General features: G+C 43.4%; 18 protein-coding genes. 8 read left to right on the forward strand and 10 right to left on the reverse strand.

Features of this window, described 5'->3' with window-relative positions:
- Positions 1 to 136 precede the first annotated feature (136 nt).
- Complete coding sequence (locus F6K38_RS06200; RefSeq protein WP_287356286.1) at positions 137 to 430, reverse strand: hypothetical protein; 294 nt, start codon at positions 428 to 430, stop codon at positions 137 to 139.
- A 419-nt stretch (positions 431 to 849) separates the two neighbouring features.
- Here F6K38_RS06200 and F6K38_RS06205 point away from each other — a divergent pair, with 419 nt between their 5' ends.
- Complete coding sequence (locus F6K38_RS06205) at positions 850 to 2,745, forward strand: TolC family protein (protein ID WP_287248271.1); 1,896 nt, start codon at positions 850 to 852, stop codon at positions 2,743 to 2,745.
- 325 nt (positions 2,746 to 3,070) lie between these two features.
- Entirely contained in the window at positions 3,071 to 3,400 is a 330-nt protein-coding gene (locus F6K38_RS06210; protein ID WP_008191595.1) for a 2Fe-2S iron-sulfur cluster-binding protein, read from the forward strand.
- Positions 3,401 to 3,492: 92 nt separating this feature from the next.
- Here the strand turns inward: F6K38_RS06210 and F6K38_RS06215 are convergent, their stop codons facing one another.
- Positions 3,493 to 3,633: a hypothetical protein gene (locus F6K38_RS06215; protein WP_154659991.1), complete on the reverse strand. Its 141-nt coding sequence runs from the start codon at positions 3,631 to 3,633 to the stop codon at positions 3,493 to 3,495.
- A 111-nt stretch (positions 3,634 to 3,744) separates the two neighbouring features.
- Between F6K38_RS06215 and psbM the strand changes: the two genes are divergently transcribed.
- Positions 3,745 to 3,858, forward strand: coding sequence for a photosystem II reaction center protein PsbM (gene psbM, locus F6K38_RS06220; protein WP_044495836.1), 114 nt, complete (start codon positions 3,745 to 3,747; stop codon positions 3,856 to 3,858).
- Between the two features lie 587 nt (positions 3,859 to 4,445).
- Here psbM and F6K38_RS06225 read toward each other — a convergent pair.
- The 3 genes from F6K38_RS06225 to F6K38_RS06235 all read right to left on the reverse strand — a co-directional run bounded on the left by F6K38_RS06225 (position 4,446) and on the right by F6K38_RS06235 (position 6,871).
- Positions 4,446 to 5,288 (reverse strand): universal stress protein, encoded by an 843-nt coding sequence (locus F6K38_RS06225; protein ID WP_008191600.1) that lies wholly within the window; start codon positions 5,286 to 5,288, stop codon positions 4,446 to 4,448.
- 822 nt (positions 5,289 to 6,110) lie between these two features.
- Complete coding sequence (gene rpmF, locus F6K38_RS06230; RefSeq protein ID WP_008191603.1) at positions 6,111 to 6,281, reverse strand: 50S ribosomal protein L32; 171 nt, start codon at positions 6,279 to 6,281, stop codon at positions 6,111 to 6,113.
- 44 nt (positions 6,282 to 6,325) lie between these two features.
- On the reverse strand, positions 6,326 to 6,871 hold the full coding sequence (locus F6K38_RS06235) for a hypothetical protein (protein WP_008191605.1): 546 nt from the start codon (positions 6,869 to 6,871) through the stop codon (positions 6,326 to 6,328).
- Between the two features lie 293 nt (positions 6,872 to 7,164).
- Between F6K38_RS06235 and F6K38_RS06240 the strand changes: the two genes are divergently transcribed.
- Positions 7,165 to 9,090: a caspase family protein gene (locus F6K38_RS06240; protein WP_008191607.1), complete on the forward strand. Its 1,926-nt coding sequence runs from the start codon at positions 7,165 to 7,167 to the stop codon at positions 9,088 to 9,090.
- Between the two features lie 539 nt (positions 9,091 to 9,629).
- Here the strand turns inward: F6K38_RS06240 and F6K38_RS06245 are convergent.
- On the reverse strand, positions 9,630 to 10,361 hold the full coding sequence (locus F6K38_RS06245; RefSeq protein ID WP_008191611.1) for a response regulator transcription factor: 732 nt from the start codon (positions 10,359 to 10,361) through the stop codon (positions 9,630 to 9,632).
- 378 nt (positions 10,362 to 10,739) lie between these two features.
- Positions 10,740 to 10,958 (reverse strand): hypothetical protein, encoded by a 219-nt coding sequence (locus F6K38_RS06250; protein ID WP_008191613.1) that lies wholly within the window; start codon positions 10,956 to 10,958, stop codon positions 10,740 to 10,742.
- A gap of 575 nt (positions 10,959 to 11,533) precedes the next feature.
- On the opposite strand from F6K38_RS06250, the gene F6K38_RS06255 reads away from it, so the two are divergent.
- Positions 11,534 to 14,431: a hybrid sensor histidine kinase/response regulator gene (locus tag F6K38_RS06255; protein WP_008191615.1), complete on the forward strand. Its 2,898-nt coding sequence runs from the start codon at positions 11,534 to 11,536 to the stop codon at positions 14,429 to 14,431.
- Positions 14,432 to 14,678: 247 nt separating this feature from the next.
- On the opposite strand, the gene ruvA is transcribed toward F6K38_RS06255, so the two are convergent.
- Positions 14,679 to 15,314, reverse strand: a complete 636-nt coding sequence (gene ruvA / locus F6K38_RS06260) for a Holliday junction branch migration protein RuvA (protein WP_008191617.1) — start codon at positions 15,312 to 15,314, stop codon at positions 14,679 to 14,681.
- A gap of 415 nt (positions 15,315 to 15,729) precedes the next feature.
- On the reverse strand, positions 15,730 to 16,497 hold the full coding sequence (locus tag F6K38_RS06265; RefSeq protein WP_287248282.1) for a sucrose-phosphate phosphatase: 768 nt from the start codon (positions 16,495 to 16,497) through the stop codon (positions 15,730 to 15,732).
- A 453-nt stretch (positions 16,498 to 16,950) separates the two neighbouring features.
- On the opposite strand from F6K38_RS06265, the gene F6K38_RS06270 reads away from it, so the two are divergent.
- Both F6K38_RS06270 and F6K38_RS06275 read left to right on the forward strand, forming a co-directional pair.
- Positions 16,951 to 17,175 (forward strand): hypothetical protein, encoded by a 225-nt coding sequence (locus F6K38_RS06270; protein ID WP_131827029.1) that lies wholly within the window; start codon positions 16,951 to 16,953, stop codon positions 17,173 to 17,175.
- 38 nt (positions 17,176 to 17,213) lie between these two features.
- Positions 17,214 to 18,038 (forward strand): MBL fold metallo-hydrolase, encoded by an 825-nt coding sequence (locus F6K38_RS06275; protein WP_044495806.1) that lies wholly within the window; start codon positions 17,214 to 17,216, stop codon positions 18,036 to 18,038.
- A gap of 208 nt (positions 18,039 to 18,246) precedes the next feature.
- On the opposite strand, the gene F6K38_RS06280 is transcribed toward F6K38_RS06275, so the two are convergent.
- Positions 18,247 to 18,630, reverse strand: coding sequence for a DUF2780 domain-containing protein (locus F6K38_RS06280; RefSeq protein ID WP_008191623.1), 384 nt, complete (start codon positions 18,628 to 18,630; stop codon positions 18,247 to 18,249).
- A 358-nt stretch (positions 18,631 to 18,988) separates the two neighbouring features.
- Here F6K38_RS06280 and F6K38_RS06285 point away from each other — a divergent pair, with 358 nt between their 5' ends.
- Entirely contained in the window at positions 18,989 to 20,059 is a 1,071-nt protein-coding gene (locus F6K38_RS06285) for an IS630 family transposase (RefSeq protein WP_287356288.1), read from the forward strand.
- Positions 20,060 to 20,089: the final 30 nt, after the last annotated feature.

Genomic DNA, 20,089 nt, shown 5'->3' on the forward strand with positions numbered 1-20,089 from the left:
CTGGCATTTCCCTATCTTCCCATCCCTAGTCAACCCAGTTTTACGATCACAGCAAGCAGTCAGTTAATATGCATTTAAATTTCCACCTCAAGTAGCGTGACCTACGGTCAATCGCGACCCTTATGCAAAAGCGAGTCTACCATCTCCCCATCTCCCAGTCTCCATCTCCTGACAAGGGTAGGTTTTTTACTTTGGAGATAGGTAATAGGTAATAGGTAATAGGTAATAGGTAATAGGTAATAGGTAATGGGTAATGGCTAATCGGTAATGGGTAATCGGTAATGGCTAATGGGGAGATGGGTCGGTAATCGGTGGAAATTATTGTAGATTTTCCGACATATTTTGAGAAATTTATTCCCAATGCCAGTACGTACTCGCCCAAATGTAAAAAACCTACCCAAGTGAGGTCTCCATCTCCCCATCTCCCCATCTCCCGATGAAGCGTTCGCAAAGCGTGGCCAAAGGCCTCAGCTTCCGCTAAAAGCGATCAGCCCCTATTCACAATTGAAATGTGTGACAGATTATTCTAGGGGTTATGCGATGAAGCGTTCGCAAAGCGTGGCCAAAGGCCTCAGCTTCCGCTAAAAGCGAACGCATCTAGTCACTTTTCTCCCTGCAACAAAAAATTGCCAATATGAGGATACTGTGAAGCCATTGCCCACTATAATAAAGTCTTGTTAAAGAGCAACTCCTATAAAAAATGGCAATTTGAGGCTCAATCCTGATTTAGATATGCAAACCGGGAATATTCCTTTGCTAAACGCAATAGCAAGCCATTATCCTGCCATTGGTTGCTAAATTGAGCAAGAGAAGTAATTCTGCTAAGACTAAAAATCAACTGTAAAATCTATGCCAACTTTTCGTTATATATTAGCTGTAGGTGTGGGGACGGCAATTGCCTTGAGCGGCATGGAATCCGGAGCCTCAGAAGATTTACCATCAGTTACTAAGCCTCAGAATAACTCAGTAGCTACACCTAACCAAGAATCCTTAACAGAAGCAGCCCCAAACTCAGAGGTAGGGGAGCTAGTGGTAGAAGTCATCAATAACACTACCTCAGCTGCCAAGCAACCAGAGCAACAGGAGTCTATTCCCTCTGTAGATTCCTCACCTTCAGAAGCAGAATTAGTCCAAGAAGAATTAGTCCAAGAAATTATTGATCAAACCATCCTGCCTACTGACCAGCCAAAGCAGGAGGAGTCGATTCCTGCTGTGGCTGAACTCCTAGCAGCGCCAACTAATCAGCCAAACCAAGAGGAGTCGATTCCTGCTGTGGCTGAGCTAGCAGCGCCATCGGAATCTGTAGACGTTGGTGAGGATACGGTGGTTGAATCTGCCACAGAGGAAAACCCTGAGTTAATGTCACAAACTTCTGGAAGCTCACCAACCCCTGGAACCTCAGCGCCAGAGTTTCTTGATCCTGATCCCAATCCTTTATCATTTCCTACCCAAAGCCAGGAAGTCCAGATAGATATCACACAGCCCATTACCCTGCAACAAACCATAGAACTGGCAAAGCGTAATAATCAGGAATTACAGCAAGCGCAACTGACCTTGGAACGTAATCAGTTTGTTCTCCAAGAAGCCTTAACCGCTTGGTATCCCAGTTTGTCAACAAGTGCAGCCATTAACTATGCCGATAGTGCATCAGGCCAGGTAACAGACGAACTAAGGGCTCAGCAAGGATTACTTCCAATCAATGAGCCGTCAGGAAGTTTCACTGCAGCCCTACGGTTAGAATATAACCTATACACTGGTGGGCAACGACCAGCACAAGTCCGGGTAGCTGAGGAACAGCTAAAGTTGCAACAGCTAGAGGTAGAACGCCTCTCTGAAGAGATCCGACTTCAGGTCACCCTTGCCTATTACAATTTACAAGAAGCTGATGCTCGAGTTGAGATTTCCCAAGCGGCAGTCACCGAGTCCGCTCAGATTCTACGGGATACGGAGTTACTGGAACAAGCTGGTTTAGGAACCCGATTTGAGGTTTTGCAACAACAGGTTGAGCTAGCCAATGACTCTCAAGGGTTGACCAACGCTCTGAGTGACCAACGTATTGCTCGACGTCAGCTGGCGGAGTTATTAAACTTATCTCAATCCGCAGAAATTACTGCAGCAGATCCCATCGAAATTGCTGGAAGTTGGGATTTATCTCTAGAACAGAGCCTGATCCTGTCTTATAAAAACCGATCTGAGTTAGAACAGCAACTGGTCCAACGAAAGATCAACAAGGAACAGCGCACCATTGCTCTGGCTCCAGTAAGGCCCCAGTTGAGTGTGTTTGGTCAAATCGACCTAGCTGATAGCTTAAATGATACGTTGGGTTTTGGTGATGGTTACTCGGTAGGGGCACAATTCCAGTGGAATTTCTTTGATGGCGGAGCAGCGATGGCCAGAGCTAGGCAGGAAGATATTGATGTTGCCTTAGCTGAAAGCAGTTTTGCTAACCAACGGGATCAAATACGCTTTGAGATCGAACAAGCTTATTCTCAATTAAACTCCAATGAAGAGAGTATTGAAACGGCATCCTTTGCCCTAGAAGTAGCAGAAGAGAGTCTCCGGCTAGCTCGGTTACGATTTCAGGCAGGGGTTGGTACCCAAACCGACGTAATTAACCAGCAAACGGCTCTTACCCGGGCTAGGATTAACCAACTTACTGCAATTCTGGGCTACAACCGCGCTCTGGCCAACCTGCAACGGGCAGTGAGTAATTTACCAGATAGTAAAGTTAGCGATATTCCCTAGTATTCCATCAAAATTGAATGAAGGGGTAAACTAGACTTGTCCTAATTAGACCCCAGGTATTAGGCACTAGGTATTAGGCACTAGGTATTAGGCACTAGGTATTAGGCACTAGGTATTAGGCGTTAAAAACTAACCCCTAACATCTAATACCATTAACCTTGCCCTAACTCTCAAAACTAAATTGACAGAGTAACTCCTATGGTTTATGGTTAACGGTTTATGGCTAACTTAGCCATGAACCATTAACCAGGGATGCTTATTTTTTTAACATTCCTTAATAAAATAGTAATACTATCAGAAAATAAGATCAGACTTGGGACAAATCATGGCTAATATCAAATTTGTCAAGGAAGACCAAGAAGTCATTGCTGCCAATGGAGCGAACTTACGGGAGAAAATGCTGCAAAATCGCATAGATCTCTACACGTTTCGGGGCAAGCTGGTGAATTGTGGCGGTTATGGTCAATGTGGGACCTGTATTGTGGAAATTGTGGCAGGCATAGAAAATCTATCCCCTAGAACTGAGGTGGAAAATCGGAAACTCAAGAAAAAGCCAGATACTTACCGATTAGCCTGTCAAGTCTTGGTGAATGGACCGGTGAGTGTGAAAACTAAACCAACCCTTAAGAGCAAATCCCCATCTGCTGCCATCTAACCTACCAAGGGATTTTAAGGGCTAGCTGGCGAGGGATTGTCAGCTGAATACCGCTCGTTATATAGAGGTGTACATAGGGTTTGTAGGATTTATCAATTGGATGAGGTGCTTTCGTCCTGGGTTTGTTCGCGTAGCGTGGCCCAAAGGCCAGGGAGTAGGGAGTAGGGAGTAGGGAGTAGAGCTAAGATAATTGACTGTATCTCACCAGTATTATCAACGCGCTTATCTACCATTAGCCGGATTTCCTCCTGCCAGGCTTCGATTTCTATCTTCTATTTCTACCAGCCGTGTTAATGGTATCCTATAGCTGGTGGGTTAAAAACGATTTAGAGGAACTAATAATCATGCAAGTTAACGATCTAGGGTTTGTTGCCAGCATCCTGTTTGTGCTGGTTCCGGCGGTTTTCCTGCTAATTCTTTATATCCAAACCGCGAGCCGTGAAGGCTCAGGAAACTAGTTAGCTGATCTGGTGATAATCCCCACGCCTGTACCAAAAGCGCAAGCATTGCTCCTTAGCTAAAGGTCAGGGTGGGATTCTTCCCAGGATAAAAGTCTAAGGTATTTTTTGTATAAGGTTGTTTAATTAATTAGAATTAAACAACGGTTAATTTAACTTTTCCCGCCACTAAACTAGGCGGGATTGTAAGTGATGGTTACCGGATTTACGAGTATATCTCCCACGACTAAAGTGCATGGAAGCTAAAGTACGTGGAAGTTTAAATAGTTAGTCATTAACTTTTTCTCATTAAGCCTTGATCATAAACCCTTTTTAAGCAACTTGTAAGCAACAAGAGGTTTACTGGCAATACTAATGACAAAGTAAGCATTCAGCTATCAGCCGTCAGCCGTCAGCTAATTAACTAATCAACGGGCGGTAGTAAACAAGCTTACGAACTAGTATGGCTGGTTGAAAATCCCTGCTCGTTTACTCATCCGACTCCGTGCAGTTAAAGCGCCTACTCGCTAATAGCTGATAGCTGATAGCTGACGGCTGAATGCTTACATGACAAATGACTAATGGCTAATGGCTAATAACTGACTGCTTCAAGTAGTTGTGCGTGATAACAACACTGGGCAATTGGCTTTGACTCTGACGTAGTCTGATAAAGAATTACCCAGTAATCGATCTAAATCTACTAAACTCTTGGCGATAGAAGGACGACGGTCAGGAGAACCGAGAATCAGCAAGTCGATGTTCTTGTCCTCTGCTAACTGGCAGATTCCTGGTCCGGGTTTACCGCCACTTAGAACACAACGGTAAGAAACACCTTGCCTTTTGGCTTTTGCTGCTGCTTCTGCAAGCACTGGGTCTGCTTCAGCATTGCTCATCAGTTGATCAGGTTTGGCTTCGGGGATGACACGAGCTAGATATAGTTGAGCATTCTTCATGTCTCGCACTAGAGATAGAGCCAACTCGAAGGAATTTTGAGCAGCATCAGATTTATCCATTGCGACCATAACCCGTCTGATTTGTTTGACGTAGACATCGTCTTTGACCAACAACATCGGGCGGGAGGACAATTGGAACACATATTGGCTAACGGAGTTTTCCAAAATCGCTTCTAGGCGAGTTAGTCCTCTCGAACCCATAATAATCAGGTCGGTTTCCTCTTCGTCTGCCACTTGGGTAACGATATTTTTAGGGTCTCCCTGTTTGAGTCTGGGAGTGATTTTGCTGGGGTCAACTTTTAACGACTTGACCGCATCTGCTAAAATCTTACCCCCCTCTTCTAACTTAGCTGACATGGCTTCAGCTGTGACTTGAGGACGCACGACATGTAGAACTGTGACCGATGCCTGTTGTATGGCAGGGATTTCGGCCAACATGTTGAACATTTCTTCACACAGTCCCCGACCAGCTACAGATATTAAAATTTTTCTTATCATTGGGCAATTATTGCTGGAGTTAGTGACATACTCCCACACTGAACTCAACGAGTCAGTGTGGGCTTCTTGCCAACTCCACCTATCGGTTCGGATACTCGGCAAGCTTTATTAACGATACGGGATGCCCCTCCGCACCGGAACAATACAGAAAAGTTCGATTTTAAAGCACGTAGGTGGCGGTTAGCTCTTAATTTGTTTTCCCTACTATTTTCAGTATAGACGATTTCAAAACAATCAATCGCGGTATTAGCTAAATTATCCTTGGTTACTGATCATTGAGTTACCAAATTTAGTTACCAAACTTAACAATTGACCCTTCAAAATGTTTGGTAAATTGTCTGGCATTGACTTGAAACTTAACTCAATGGTATTAAGCTGTGATACATCTAATTACCACAGCCCAACTAATCAGTTTCTGTTAATTGTTAACCACCAACAGTTAACGAACAGAAATTAATTTTAGATATGCCAGTTCAATCCCCAGCAACCTATGGGAACCTCAGATAGTTTTCCGGTAGGGGTTGAGGGTTGGACTTTCCCTGGTATATAAAGACCAGGATACTGATAATGAGGCTAGAAAATTTTTAAAATTTATTAACGCCGGTGAGAAGACAGTACTCCTTGATCAGTCAAGACTCTCACGCCTAGCTTCAGTATTAGCTTCCGATTTATTAAGGCAGATCAGTAGCTTGGAGACCCGAAAGTCGGATCTAGGTTTTAGAGCAGCAAGCCGTATAACGCCTTCTAAGTGATACGTAACCCACCGGAACCATGGTAAAAATCAGCGATACGCCGTCCGAAGCCCGGTGGGGAGGAGTAAACCTAGTCTTCGTCTTCTTCTTCCGTTGTTGGATAAACAAAGCTAGAACGCCCACTCAGGACTGCTTTACCGAGAGAGAGGGCTTTTTGTGCTTCCAGATGCGCTTTGCGCTTCCAGTTAGCTTTACGTTTATCCCGTTTGGATTTTGAGGTTTTCTTCTTAGGAACAGCCATAAGTGTAAATTATTTAAATTGTTAGACAGCTTTTCTATCTTATTTCATTGTCTTGTATCTCGGTCTTCTATCTGGTTGTCAGGTGATGATGACTCAGGAGCCTGGTTGTCAGGTGATGATGACTCAGGAGCCTGGTTGTTTGCTGGCGGTGCCTGAGGACTTGGGGAAGCTGGTTCCAGTGACTGTGGCTGAGTTTGAGCAGAAAAATCAGGTTCCTCAACTCGCAGTAGGAACTGGGTATTGGGAAAGTAAGTTGCCCAATACTTGGCATCCGGTCGTCTTTTCCAGGATGGACGGCTGACTTTTAACAACAAGACTGGGGCAATTTCTCCTTGATTTTGCCCTAGAATAGTAATCGCTACCTTTGTAGTCAATATGTCACTATCGAAGCTCCGTTGAGCTGCTGCTCTAGCAACTACTTCAGCACGGCGCATAAAGCCTTGGTAAGTTTCGTCAGGCTCACGATTCAGGGTAACATTAATACGAGCTGTCTTGGCTTCGGCGCTTTGGGGAACAATGGCAACTGTAGTCAACCAACTAACCCCTACTAAGCCGGGTAACACCAATAGCCGGATTACTTTGGACAGCATACTATTATATCCTCTGATTAGGCCAAAAAAGGTTAACTCTTATAATGAAGGAAAATCTTGACAGAAGCTAGATTGACATAAATTAGTTGGAAAGCCTAGTTCGAGAGCCTTTAGAGGTGGACTATCTTCGATGGTGTTAGATTAATTAATTAATAAATTTAAGCTGTTAGCTTAAGCTAAACAAGGTTGAATTAGAATTTAAGTGTAAGGGGAAACTACAGCAATAGTAATAAAATTAGGCATATATATTAGGCATAAAATATACTAGTTTCAGCCGCTAGGGTATGGGGTAAATGGCAAATTACGCTGGTATAGCAATTGGCATCAACCGCTATCAGTTCTTACAACCTCTGAACTATGGTCAAGCAGACGCTCAAAGACTACAAGGGTTTTTTGTAGACCAAGCTCATCTGCAACCCAATGAGTTTCTGTTATTAACTGATAATTCACCACCGATTGATGATTTTTTAACCTACCCCAACCGAGAAAATATTTTAAGATGTCTCGACAGGATTCGCCAGAGTCCAGGTTCTCCAGAAAGTTGGCGTTGGTTCTTGTTCAGTGGCTGCGGGGTCAGTTGGGATAAAGTTGACTACCTCATGCCGATTGATGGCAACCCAGATGACATTCCAGGAACAGGTATACCAATAGAATGCCTGTTTTCCTCTCTCAAGACTATGGGGGGCAATAAAATCCTGGTATTGTTAGACATAAACCGCTCACCGGGAATGCCATCTGGTGAACCGGTTGGTGCTGAAACAGTGGAATTAGCCTACAAAATGGATATTTCCCTGGTACTTTCTAGTCAACTCAACCAGTTTTCTCACGAAGCTGCGGCTCTAGGGAATGGCTTATTCACCTCAGCACTTCTAGAAGCACTGGGTTACTATCATACTGACATTACCCTTGAGAATCTTGACGAGTATCTCAAGGAGCGGCTACCGGAGTTGAGCCAACACCATTGGCGACCAGTTCAGATTCCTCTGACGGTGATTCCTTTACAGGAGTATCGACAACAACAAATTTGGCCTGAAGGGGCAAGCTCACCACCAGAAAATCAATGGGCTAACCCAAGCACTGACTCAGAAGCTACCGAGGTAGTTCTTTCTGAAGATGGGAATAATCTTGAGGTGCGACCCAAGGCCGGGTTCCCCGGCCATTGGAAAGCGCACCTTGAGAGTGAATTTACGAAAAAACCTTTATCGGTGGTAAAGCAAAACCCGAATCGGTCTTTACCCACTAACACTGACAGCTCAAACCAGGAGTCATCTAACTCAGTAGCTTTAGTTTCTTATTCAGACAGCCAGCCTCAAACTGATACAGAAGAGTTATCGTCATGGCGAGAATGGTTGTTTTGGGGTAGTGGTATAGCTTTGTTGTTAGGACTAGTAAGCCTAACTGTTGTCCGTAACCAGGAAGGCTTAATTAGTCAACAGATGATTAAAAACACACAGACGACCACATTAACTACCACATTACCAGAAACTACCAAGGTCAGGAATTCCCCAGTAACATTACCTGCAGGGTCAACATCCCAGGCAACTCCAGCTCCCTTGCCAAATTCCAAGAGTAAATCCCTGGAAACTAAACCACAGAAATCCCGGGAACCGAGTGGGATTAAGGCGAATCAAGCAGCTTTGGACGAGGCAAGACAGTTAGTTGAACCGAAGCAGGCATCTGTGTATAGCGATGCGATCGCAATTGCCCGTCAGGTGAAACCTGGGGATCCTCTTTATGAGCAGACACAACAATATATCACTGGTTGGAGTCAGTCAATTCTGGCTCTAGCCAACAAACGGGCAAAAAAAAGTGATTTTGAAGGAGCGATCGCAGCTGCCCAACTAGTTCCTAAAGATAACCCTTCTGTTTATCCTTTGGCTCAGGATGCCATTAAACAGTGGCAGATTCTCTCCCAACAGAAGTCGCAGAATCAACAGATTATCCAAACAGCCATCAAACAAGTCCAACGCAATCAAGCATCTAGTTATAATCGTGCGATCGCAACCCTCCGTAAGATTCCACCGGGTCAACCGAAGTATGCCACAGCACAAGCGTTAATTGCTCAAGCTAGCGATAAGATTTATCGGATTGCTAAGTCCCGTGCCTCGCGAGGCAAGTTTCTCTCCGCGATTAACACAGCAAAATTAGTCCCACAAGATACCCCTTACTATGAGGCTGCCCAAGAAGCGATCGCTAGATGGGAGCAAGGTAGACCTTGATAGTGATTTGGGTTACAGGTTACAGGTTACAGGTTACAGGTTACAGGTTACAGGTTACAGGTTACAGGTTACAGGTTGAAGGTTATAGGTTGGCAGTTACAGGTTGAAGGTTACAGGTTGAAGGTTACAAGTTGCCAGTTACAGGTTCCCAATTATACATCCGGCTTTCAGTTGTTAAGGCTCTAATTTTCAACCTACCCTACTTCGGACGCCAAAGGCGAACAACCAACTAACCTTCAACCAACTAACCTTCAACCAACTAACCTTCAACCAACTAACCTTCAACCATCTAACCTTCAACCATCTAACCTTCAATCTTTAACCTTCAACCAACTAACCTTCAACCAACTAACCTTCAACCAACTAACCTTCAACCATCTAACCTTCAACCATCTAACCTTCAACCAACTAACCTTCAACCAACTAACCTTCAACCAACTAACCTTCAACCAACTAACCTTCAACCTTCAACCTTGGCCAAAAGGCCACGCTACGCGAACAGCCGTTTAATTGTAAAAGGTTACTCTATGGTATCATCGTTAAATAACTAAGCCAGACCGGAGGGCACGGACAGCTGCTTGGGTACGGTCATCCGCACAGAGTTTATTCAAGATATTTCGGACATGAGTTTTGACAGTTCCCACAGTGATATATAACCTTTCGGCAATCAGAGCATTGCTGCAACCTTCTACAATCAACCGCAAAACCTCTAATTCCCTTTCCGTTAAAGGATAAGCTTCAATCATTTGATTGTATTCATTGGGAGCAGCATGGATAGCTCTCGTTTCACTAGCTTCAGTAGGCTGAGTTTCTTGGCTTGGTTTGATCTGCTCAAGTACAATCCTGGCAATGGCTGGATCAATCCAAGCATTACCTTCATAGGTCACTTTCAGAGCTTCTACCAATTGATCAAAAGTTATATTTTTCATGCAGTAAGAGTCAGCTCCAGCGGCGAAAGCAGCTAGTACCGCTTCTTCATCATCCTGCAAGGTCAGTACCATAATCTTGGTGGGGAAATCATCCTGTTTAGAATCATCCTGTTTAGCTTGAAACTCTTTGAATTGTCTAGTTAATTCAGTTCCATCCATGTCAGGAAGACCAATATCGACAATCCCGATATCTGGTCTAGATTCCGCGAGTAACTTTAGTCCTTCAGCAGCATTGGCCGCTTCGCCCACCAATTCAATTTCACCGTTTTGTTGGAGGGCTGTTCGCAGACCCATCCGAGTCAGATCATGGTCTTCAATGAGAGCCACACGAATTTTACCCATCATTAACGTCTAGGGGGGTGAGATTTATAGTTTATTGATTTTTAGAGTAAATTTGTAAAGTTTTGGTAAAAATCATCATGATCTCCACCTATTGGTAGTTGTAGATATTTATGACTTTGGGATAGAGTTTCCAAAAGACCAGATTTTGGCAACAATCACTTAAAGTTAGCTGGAATGAAAGCATTTGTCAAAAGCTATTACAGTATCACATATAAAGTTATTGAGAAATTACAGGGGGTAGTTACTTATTATAATCTTTACAATTTATTTATGAGTATAAGGGGTGAGTCGTGCCAAAAGTACTTGTCAGAGGGGTTGGCACGATTTTCCATTCCAACAGTTAGAGGAGATTCTCAACAGGATTGACATGGGATGGGCTTATTGAGTAACTAAGGTAGCCTCACCAGCACGAAATGACCAATTCCGATAAATCCTACTCTTTCTGCTCATCTGCTGATCGTCCCACCCTTCCTGAGCCAACAGCAGGATATAATAGGGGGTAAAACCCCCTAAAAAATCTATCTCAGGGAGTTTGTTTCTCAGGAAATACCACTGGAAAATTAGCATGGGTTGATTGCGTTCGCGTAGCTTGGCCAACGGCCAATCCGATTGGTTGATTCCCTAGATGGGTGAGATTACTAATCAAGGGAGTTTTTCGACAAGTATACTCATGCCTACTCATCAATTTGGCAAATGTTTCGGTGATACTACACAACCATGGGATTTCCTCTACCTAGTCAGATTGGTATTTTTACTGAAGCTCTCTGACTAGTACCGAGGTAAGGTAGAAGCCTACAATCAGCGATGTGGAGAGATTGTCAAGTCCGTAAGGTTGACTAAATTGGGGCGATACCTAAACTGAACCAATAGAGTATGCTCAATATAATTCATTAGCCTCCTCAGGTGTCGGTTGTCAGTCAAGAACTGCTACTACCCACTATCCACTAATCATTACACCTCTTGCAAAAATATTTTGAGTTAGAATAATAGTTTTGGTAAAAATTATGTAGATTGTGTGTACTAGGCTTATACACAAACAAAGTACAAAGTAAGTTTGTTAGTCTTAAGCGATCGCTAACTCGAAAATTCCCAAACTACTGATTATACCACGAAAAACTTTTGCAAGAGGTCTATTAGCCCATAACCAATGACAAAAGCTCAACCGCTAAATCATGGACGAGATTATCAGACTACTGATCGTAGAGGATGATCAAGTTAACTGCAAAGCCATAATTAAAGCTCTTAACAGAGGGGGTATACCCGTAAAAATAGCTGTTGCAGTTGACAGCAAAAGCGCTAGGTCGATCATCGCATCACGCTGCGCTAACTCTAGCCTTACCCAACCGAGTTTGGACTGCATTCTATTGGACTATCACTTACCGGATGGGGACGGATTGACTCTGGTTAAAGAAATCCGTGATGCTGGCATTGAAGTCCCTGTGATTGTGTTGAGTGACCAAGGGAACGAGCAAATTAATGAGCAAATTGCGGTTGAGCTGATGAAATCTGGAGCATCGGACTATCTGACCAAAAGCCAAATCTCATCAGAAAATCTCTTACGTAGCCTCTCTAATGCAGTTCGCCTCTACCGCGCAGAACGGGAAGCAGCTGTAGCTCATCAGCGGCTCAAAGAAAGCGAAGAACGCTACCGCTTGGTGCTAGAAGGTTCCAATGACGGGATCTGGGACTGGAACCTGATCACTAAACAACTGTATTGTAATGACCGCTTCTATGAACTTACTGGCTTGTCGCCTGAACAGATAGGGAAGTACCACCATAACTTTTCCCCTGATGTGTTATTTAATTTACTAAATTGCTCAGATCTACTCAAAGTTACTAAGGCGGTGGCTAGTTACCAACAAGATTACCTTGAACTGGATGTAGAATTTAACCTACCCTGTGCTTTTGGAGAAGATCGCTACTGTACTGCTCGTGGCAAAGCCCAGTTGAATGATCAAGGAGTACCATTCCGGATGTCTGGTGTAATTACTGATATTACTGAGCAGAAGCGAGCAGAAGAATCCCAGCGATTTCTGGCGGAGGCTTCTGCTGTACTTTCAGCTTCCCTCGATTACCAGACTACATTGGACAACCTAGTGCAGCTGGTAATCCCTCGCTTTGCTGATTGGTGTGCTATTGATGTGGTATCGGGAGTTGATAGCTATGATACTCCCCAGTCTTACCAGCGCCTTGCCGTTGCCCATGTTAACCCAGAGCAAGAGCAGTTGATTTGGGAACTGCACCGTTGCTACCCTGCCCAGGGGGATGAAGACTATGGCAACGGCAAGGTTTTACGTACAGGTTGTACGGATGCCTATTTTGAGGTTTCTGATCAATTCCTAAGTGCTGCTGCTGATGATCCTGACCATCTCAGAATGTTACAGGCACTGAAAATTAAGTGTTACATTTGTGTACCTTTACGAATGGGTTCACAAATCTTGGGCTCAATTTGGTTTGTCAGGAGTGATTCAGGTCGCCGCTACAATGAGATCGATGTCAAGTTGGCTGAGGATTTAGCTAGTCGCGCTGCCCTAGCCACTGAAAATGCGCGGTTATACCGAGAGGCAAACCAGGCGAGTGATGATCTCAGGCAGGTAATTACCATTCTCAATGAACAGCAAAAGCAATTGAGAACCCTACACCAGTTGACTAATCTCCTCAATCAACGGCTGACTAACCTTCCAAATCTGTTGCAAGAGATGGTATCGGAGGTAGTTAAAGCGATTGCTGGGGTTGAATTTTGTTTCATCATTCTCAATAATTCTCTTGGTAACTCTGAAGTCTTAAGGGTTATTGAGGGAATTGATACACAAAAGTTCCAGTGGGAAGACATCTTGCCCCTTGAGCAAGGGTTACTCTCTCAAGTCTTTTTAACTGGAACATCTGAGTTAATTCAGCGCAAGGGTTGGGATTCGCGGCATCCGGAAGAGGAAGTACCTACAGCTATTTACGCTGTGGCGATTGAGTCTGTGCAAGCAGGACCCTTGGGAGTACTAGCTATTGGCAATTGGGAAGACCCAGAGGCATTAGACCAATCAGGTCGGAATCTGCTAGCAGCAGTGGGTGAACAAGCTGCGATCGCAATTGATAATGCTCGCATGATTAATGAACAAGCTGCGATCGCAATTGATAATGCTCGCATGATTAAAGCCTTAGAGGAGCAAGAAGCACGTTTAGAGTGTCAGAACAGTATGCTGGCTCGCCAGAATCGGGAACTGGAAAGGAGAGATGCATCCCTCAAGCTACAGAACCTGCAATTGTTGGAAGCAGCACGGTTGAAATCCCAGTTTGTTTCTACGATATCCCATGAGTTACGAACTCCCATGAATGCCATTATTGGCTTTTCCCAGCTTCTATTGCGTCAGCGTCAGGGCTCCTTGACTCACCAACAAGCAGATATAATGGAGCGCATTGTCAATAATGCTCAACATCTACTGACTCTGATTAAGGATATGATTGACCTGTCCAAAATTGAGGCAGTTTGTCTGGAGTTAACCTTGGAAAGTTTGCATTTGGACAGGTTGATCAAAGAAACCATCAATGAATTCCGTTGTCTAGCCGCTCAGAAGGACTTAGGGTTGTATATCCAAACCAATTTAAAAAATCCGATCGTAATCAATGATAGCCTCCGCCTGCGGCAGATTTTGGTCAATCTGGTTTCCAATGGGATTAAGTTTACCGAAATGGGCAGGGTAGAGGTGGTAGTCAAGGAAATTTCCACCGACTGGCTGATGCTCACTGTTAGGGATACGGGAATTGGAATTGCCGAGAATGACTTAGAGCATATTTTTGAGGAGTTCCAACAAATTGATCAAACTACAACTCGCAAGTACTCGGGTACCGGCTTAGGACTGGCCATTACAGAATCTTTAGTCAAGTTGATGCAAGGAACGATTACGGTAGAGAGTAAGCTGGGTAAGGGGTCTACCTTCCATGTCAAGTTTCCTAGACGAGTAAAAGCTTCTACTGGCGATTGTCATGATTGCGATCTACCACAATCTAAAACCCTAGGTTGTTCGTTTTTGCCCCAGACTCTTCAAGGATTTCGTGCTCGAAGGGTAATTTATTAGGTTGGAGGTTGGAGGTTGGAGGTTGGAGGTTGCAGGTTGCAGGTTGCAGGTTGGAGGTTGCAGGTTGCAGGTTTCAGGTTTCAGTCAGATTATAGCGGTTCTGTTGTGGGATGAGGTAAACCCAAATTTCTTCAATCTCCTCCCCCTATTGCCACTCTCCCCCTAGTAGCGCTGATCCAGATGTAGCTCACTCGTGGAACCGCTATATTTAGAAACGCTATATTTATGGGTACGATCAGGAATATCATCAGCGACTCAACCAAGCGATCGCTTCTCGAATCCAATCTTCCGCATTCTTACTTTTAGCGACCTGAGTATCCTCACTAATAGCATGGAGTGCTTGAGCGATTTCATCATTTTCATATCCCAAAGCTAACAGGGTCATCTCCACATCTTCCTGAATCCCTGGTGAGAGTCCATTAGCAGATAGTGGGGACTCTACCTCCGATACCTTATGCCATTGAGCCAACTTTGTTTTCAGTTCTAGAGCAATGCGTTCAGCAGTTTTGCTACCCACACCAGGGGTTTTGGATAAGGCACGAATATTACCTGTAACAATCGCTTGGACTAAATTTGGCAATCCCAAGGTGTCCAGTAGTGCGATCGCTAATTGAGCACCAATACCGTTGACACTAACTAATTGACGAAACAAATCCCGCTCAGCGGCTGAGGCAAAACCGTATAGCACCTGTTGCTCCTCCCGGATTTGCAAATGGGTGAAGATTTGCACGGTTTTTTCCGATAAAGCTACGGGCAACTCCTGGGACAAACGGCGAGTAATTTGTATTTCATAGCCAATGTAGTTGACATCTAAAATCAGAGTGACCCGATTACCAGTGCTTTTTTGAATGCTAGCTACTGTCCCCTTGAGATAGCTGATCATTAGTTGAAGGTTTAAGGTTTAAGGTTTAAGGTTTAAGGTTGAAGGTTTAAGGTTGAAGCTTGCTTAAAGGTTGGTTAAAGGTTGAAGGTTGGTTTAAGCTTGGTTTAAGGTTGTACTCCACCACGAAAATAGTGAAGGATAGTTGAGAGCATAACTTGCAACTTACCAACCTGCAACTTGTAACTCGATTAACCTACAACTTGTAACTCGATTAACCTACAACTTGTAACTCGATTAACCTACAACTTGTAACTCGATTAACCTACAACTTGTAACTCGATTAACCTGCAACTTGTAACTCGATTAACCTGCAACCTACCAACCTGCAACTTTTAACTCGATTAACCTGCAACCTACTAACCTGCAAGTTGTAACTCGATTAACCTGCAACTTTTAACTATTAACTATTTCTTATTTATTGGCGATCATTACTGACAAAAAAGCTAAAATAACTTAAACCTTCTATTATACCACCTGCACAGTGATCTTGAGCCAGGTAATGGTAATCTGCTGAGTTGTTTTCGTACCACTTGCGAAGTTCTGGTCGGGCGTTACCCACTATAATTCCTCGGGAAAAGCCAACGCTAAATAAGGCAATGTCATTTCCTGAGTCGCCACAAACCACTGTCCGTTCCGGCTCAATTCCCCACTGTTGCCGTAAAAATTCTACCGCTAGACCTTTATCGCTATTGCTGGGTAGAATGTCTAAGTCTTTCCCACCACTATAGATCAACTTGAAATTAAGACCCCTTCCTTGAAGCTGAGATTCCAGTTGAGGTAGCACCCTCAAAGCTGCTTCTTCCGTCAGGTGATAGCTGACTTTAAAGGGACGTTGTTCTGATTCTACTTGAGGAATTAAGTCAGGATATTGGGCAGCCGTTTCCACAATCATTTCCCGATCCCAGCCTTCAGATAACTTGGACGACCAGTCTGGATTGGGTGTATCTTGGCCATCATTATCATAAATTTCTGTACCCACAGAGGTGATCAGAGCATCTGGATCAAGAAGTGGCTTCTCGGCTTTCAGCTGGTGGTAGGAACTATGGGATCGCCCTGTAGCATAAACGATTCTTGTACCATGTTCTTGGCGATGCTGACTTAGCAGAGGGTTCAGTTTAAGCAGAGCCTCATCATCCCCTACTAGAGTATTGTCAAGGTCAGTTACAAACAGAAATTTAGTCACGAGATGCTAAGAGGTTCGGGTATTGCCTTATTGTCCTACATAAGTTGGGTTAAAACATAGTTGGGTTAAAAATGCGCTTTGGTTAATCGCGCTTTAGCTACAATTGAATTAGCTATATCCCCTGGTAGCAAGCGCAATCCCTATGACGAACGAGAGTTAGACAGTTATGGCTCATCTCAACCAACGCCGCGCTCAAAATATCACTGGTGACTTTTACCAAAAAAATGGGTAATCGCGCCCCGTCCTTCTAGGACGGCTTTTAAGTTGACGCTTATCTAGCGCCAGGTTATAATTAAAATATAGGGTACAGGCTGAAAAACCGTAGGCTGAGCCGGGAGAGAGACCCGTAACTTATCGACCTTAAAGTAGTAATGCCCGGAGGGTAGGGAATCTCCTCCTTAAAAACCCAATCATCAATTAACAGTTGGTGTGTGAACCCAGAAGAATCACACTTTGAAAAAAAAACGGTACGGTGGGGCACACCGGAACCAAACGAAAGGAAGAGAAACAGACTTTTTAAGGCACTTCCAAAGAGTAGTTAAACGCCTAAGGAGAACTGCCCTCTGGGTCTATGGTGAATTAACTAGGAATTTAGTCTTAACGGATTCTCGGTTGAGTATTGTCTTGTTTTTGGCGGCGTCAAAGATGAGAACTCCATGGTTTAAGGCGGCTCGTTGATCTAGGAATCCCCGCGCCTAAAGGCCGGGGAGTGTCAAGTGGATAGCAGCTGTATTGATTGTGATGCCTGCCGTTGGATGACTCCGGAAGTGTTTCATCGTGCTGATCACCAGTCTGCAGTTTATCATCAACCTGCTAATGATACAGAACGCTTGAGAGCTCTTCAAGCCCTATTATCTTGTCCCACCTCTTCTATTGGTACTGTTGAGAAACCTAAAGACATTAAAGACGCTCAGCATAGTTTCCCCATCCCAGTAGCAGAAAATGTCTACCATTGCGGCTACCATTCAGAAAACTCCTACGGTGCTGCTAGCTACCTTATCCAACGCCCCCAAGGCAATATTTTAATCGATTCTCCTTGCTTTACACCACCACTAGTCAAACGTCTAGAGGCAATGGGTGGGATTCGTTACATGTTCCTGACCCATCGGGATGATGTGGCAGATCATCACAAGTACAGACAGCATTTCCAGTGCGAACGCATTTTGCATAGAGATGACATTACCACTGATACCCGTGATGTGGAAATTCAGCTCACTACTTCTAAGCCTTATCCCTTAGACAAGGATCTGTTGATTATCCCCGTTCCTGGTCACACCAAAGGTCACACGGTTCTACTGTACAATAACAAATTTCTCTTCACGGGTGACCATCTTGCTTGGTCTGATCAACTTCAGCAACTGATTGCCTTTCGTCGCTACTGCTTCTACTCCTGGAAGGAATTAATCAAGTCAATGGAGAGGTTAACCAACTACTTGTTCGAGTGGGTATTACCAGGACATGGACGCCGGTATCATACTTATGCTCAGACTATGCAAGATCAGCTGAACCAGTGTCTTGTCTGGATGAAGCATCAAGGATGAAGCATCAAGGATGAAATTAAGTGACCACCTAAAACATTCTCCCTCATCCCTTAGACATCTCCAAAAATTAACCTCAAACCCTTGCACTGCCTGGGTCAAAACCGAGTTTATGGAGATGTCTCTTTGATGACCTGACTTTGGGAAAACATACCCAAGTCTTGGGTTGATCCCTCATTACCATCACATATCAGCCATCCAATCAATCGCTCTAGCTCAACACTTTTGCCAAAAGGTTTTTGATCTCGTCCCCACCTTGGTTTTGAACGAAAGAGAGGACTATCGGTAGAAATTTGGAAATCATCCCACTATCCATGCCTAGTTGAGAAAAACCTGCTGCCAGGGTAGCTAGAGTGCCTAATTGTCCAACGCCACCACCCATTGATGCCGCTAATCCTCCCAAGGCTCCCATCATGCCACCACTTTTTGGTGCTGCTTGGAGCAAATCATTTATTCCTGGAATAGATTGCAGTACTGGGGCAAAACTCTCATCTCCCAGCTTGTCCTTGGCCAGTTGGAAAATAAGTCCAGCTCCGCCTTGGGCTTGATTCTCTTGCACTCCCAGGTTTTCGGTTAACAGTTGAATCAGTTCCATAGATGCTCTCTTATTCGATTGCTATATCGTTGCCGCCTTAATTTAACATCGGATAGCAAAAATAATCATTTATTTACATTTTTTTAACATAGTTATCTATCACTATTTATATTTTATCTTTTTGAACACAATCCATAACAATCCATAACATTTATACACAACTAGTAACTTATAGCAACTTATAGCAACTTATAGCAGTAAGTCCCTTTTTGGGCTATAAGCTAGGTGAATTTAAGGGTTAAGGAAATTAACAAAAAATTAATTATTAATCTATAGCAATGGGATCGGATTCGTGAACAGTAACAGGTTTTATACCAAATCCGGTTATAATAGACTTAATACAAAATTCTAATGTCAAATGCCCAAAAAAGCTTATTTAGCTGACCATCTGAGTAATGGTGAACTGAAAAAAAGATACAGAGCTTCTCAAGACCCCGTAGAAGCAAGAAGATGGCATTTATTATGGAAAATTTCTCTAGGCTGGACAATAAAAAATGCAGCGGTCGCTGTAGGAATAAACTATCAATATGCTTTTAAAATTATTAAAAAATATAATGAATTGGGAGAAAAAGGAGTCAAAAATCTTAAGAAAAAAAGTGTTAAGCATCCCAGAGGTAAAAAGCCATTATTAAACGAAAAACAGTTCCAAGAATTAACAGTTCAACTAAAAAAAAGACCACCAGATGGGGGAATATGGACTGGACCCAAAGTAGCTAGATGGATTGAAAATATAACCGGAATTGAAAAGGTTTGGAATCAAAGGGGGTGGGATTACTTAAAAAAGTCAAAATATTCTTGGCAGAAACCCAGACCGAAACATCGAAAAGGAGACCTGATTGAACAAAATAATTTTAAGGATAATTTTCCTTTAACAGTCCAACAATTACGATCAAAATTTCCCGATGCTCAGGTAGAGGTCTGGTTTTTTGATGAACACAGAGTCGGATTAAAGCCAATTATCAAAAAAATCTGGGCTCCTATAGGAGAAAGACCTACAGCAGTAGTGCAACATCGTTATGAGTGGTTATATGTTTATGGATTTGTTGAACCAAAAACGGGAAAAACTCTCTGCTATTTAATCCCAAGAGTCAATAATCAATGGTTAAGTTTAGTCGATCAAGCCTTCGCATTAGATGTGGGAGTTAATCAAGAAAAAGTTATTCTTTTAGTAGAAGATAATGCCGGATGGCATCGAAGTCAAAAGGTAAAAATACCAGAGGGAATAATTGTGAAATTTCTTCCTCCTTACTCTCCGGAACTACAACCAGCAGAGAGATTGTGGTCTTTGATAGATGAACCTCTGGTGAATGAATATTTTAAAACTATAGATGAAATTGAAGAACGTTTAGTAACTCGTTGTCAGCTACTCCAAAGCATGACCTCAGAGATTAAAAATTTAACTAATTATCATTGGTTAACTTATGACTAACTTTTATAAGCTTTTATAAACCGGATTTAG

It is taken from the genome of Moorena sp. SIO3B2 (assembly GCF_010692525.1).
Taxonomy (GTDB): Bacteria; Cyanobacteriota; Cyanobacteriia; order Cyanobacteriales; family Coleofasciculaceae; genus Moorena; species Moorena producens.

Bases quoted from the DNA above. Each gene is read 5' to 3' on its own strand.
- F6K38_RS06200 (WP_287356286.1), bottom strand. From the start codon at position 430: ATGGGGAGATGGGGAGATGGAGACCTCACTTGGGTAGGTTTTTTACAT.
- F6K38_RS06205 (WP_287248271.1), top strand. From the start codon at position 850: ATGCCAACTTTTCGTTATATATTAGCTGTAGGTGTGGGGACGGCAATT.
- F6K38_RS06210 (WP_008191595.1), top strand. From the start codon at position 3,071: ATGGCTAATATCAAATTTGTCAAGGAAGACCAAGAAGTCATTGCTGCC.
- F6K38_RS06215 (WP_154659991.1), bottom strand. From the start codon at position 3,633: ATGGTAGATAAGCGCGTTGATAATACTGGTGAGATACAGTCAATTATC.
- psbM (WP_044495836.1), top strand. From the start codon at position 3,745: ATGCAAGTTAACGATCTAGGGTTTGTTGCCAGCATCCTGTTTGTGCTG.
- F6K38_RS06225 (WP_008191600.1), bottom strand. From the start codon at position 5,288: ATGATAAGAAAAATTTTAATATCTGTAGCTGGTCGGGGACTGTGTGAA.
- rpmF (WP_008191603.1), bottom strand. From the start codon at position 6,281: ATGGCTGTTCCTAAGAAGAAAACCTCAAAATCCAAACGGGATAAACGT.
- F6K38_RS06235 (WP_008191605.1), bottom strand. From the start codon at position 6,871: ATGCTGTCCAAAGTAATCCGGCTATTGGTGTTACCCGGCTTAGTAGGG.
- F6K38_RS06240 (WP_008191607.1), top strand. From the start codon at position 7,165: ATGGCAAATTACGCTGGTATAGCAATTGGCATCAACCGCTATCAGTTC.
- F6K38_RS06245 (WP_008191611.1), bottom strand. From the start codon at position 10,361: ATGGGTAAAATTCGTGTGGCTCTCATTGAAGACCATGATCTGACTCGG.
- F6K38_RS06255 (WP_008191615.1), top strand. From the start codon at position 11,534: ATGGACGAGATTATCAGACTACTGATCGTAGAGGATGATCAAGTTAAC.
- ruvA (WP_008191617.1), bottom strand. From the start codon at position 15,314: ATGATCAGCTATCTCAAGGGGACAGTAGCTAGCATTCAAAAAAGCACT.
- F6K38_RS06280 (WP_008191623.1), bottom strand. From the start codon at position 18,630: ATGGAACTGATTCAACTGTTAACCGAAAACCTGGGAGTGCAAGAGAAT.
- F6K38_RS06285 (WP_287356288.1), top strand. From the start codon at position 18,989: ATGCCCAAAAAAGCTTATTTAGCTGACCATCTGAGTAATGGTGAACTG.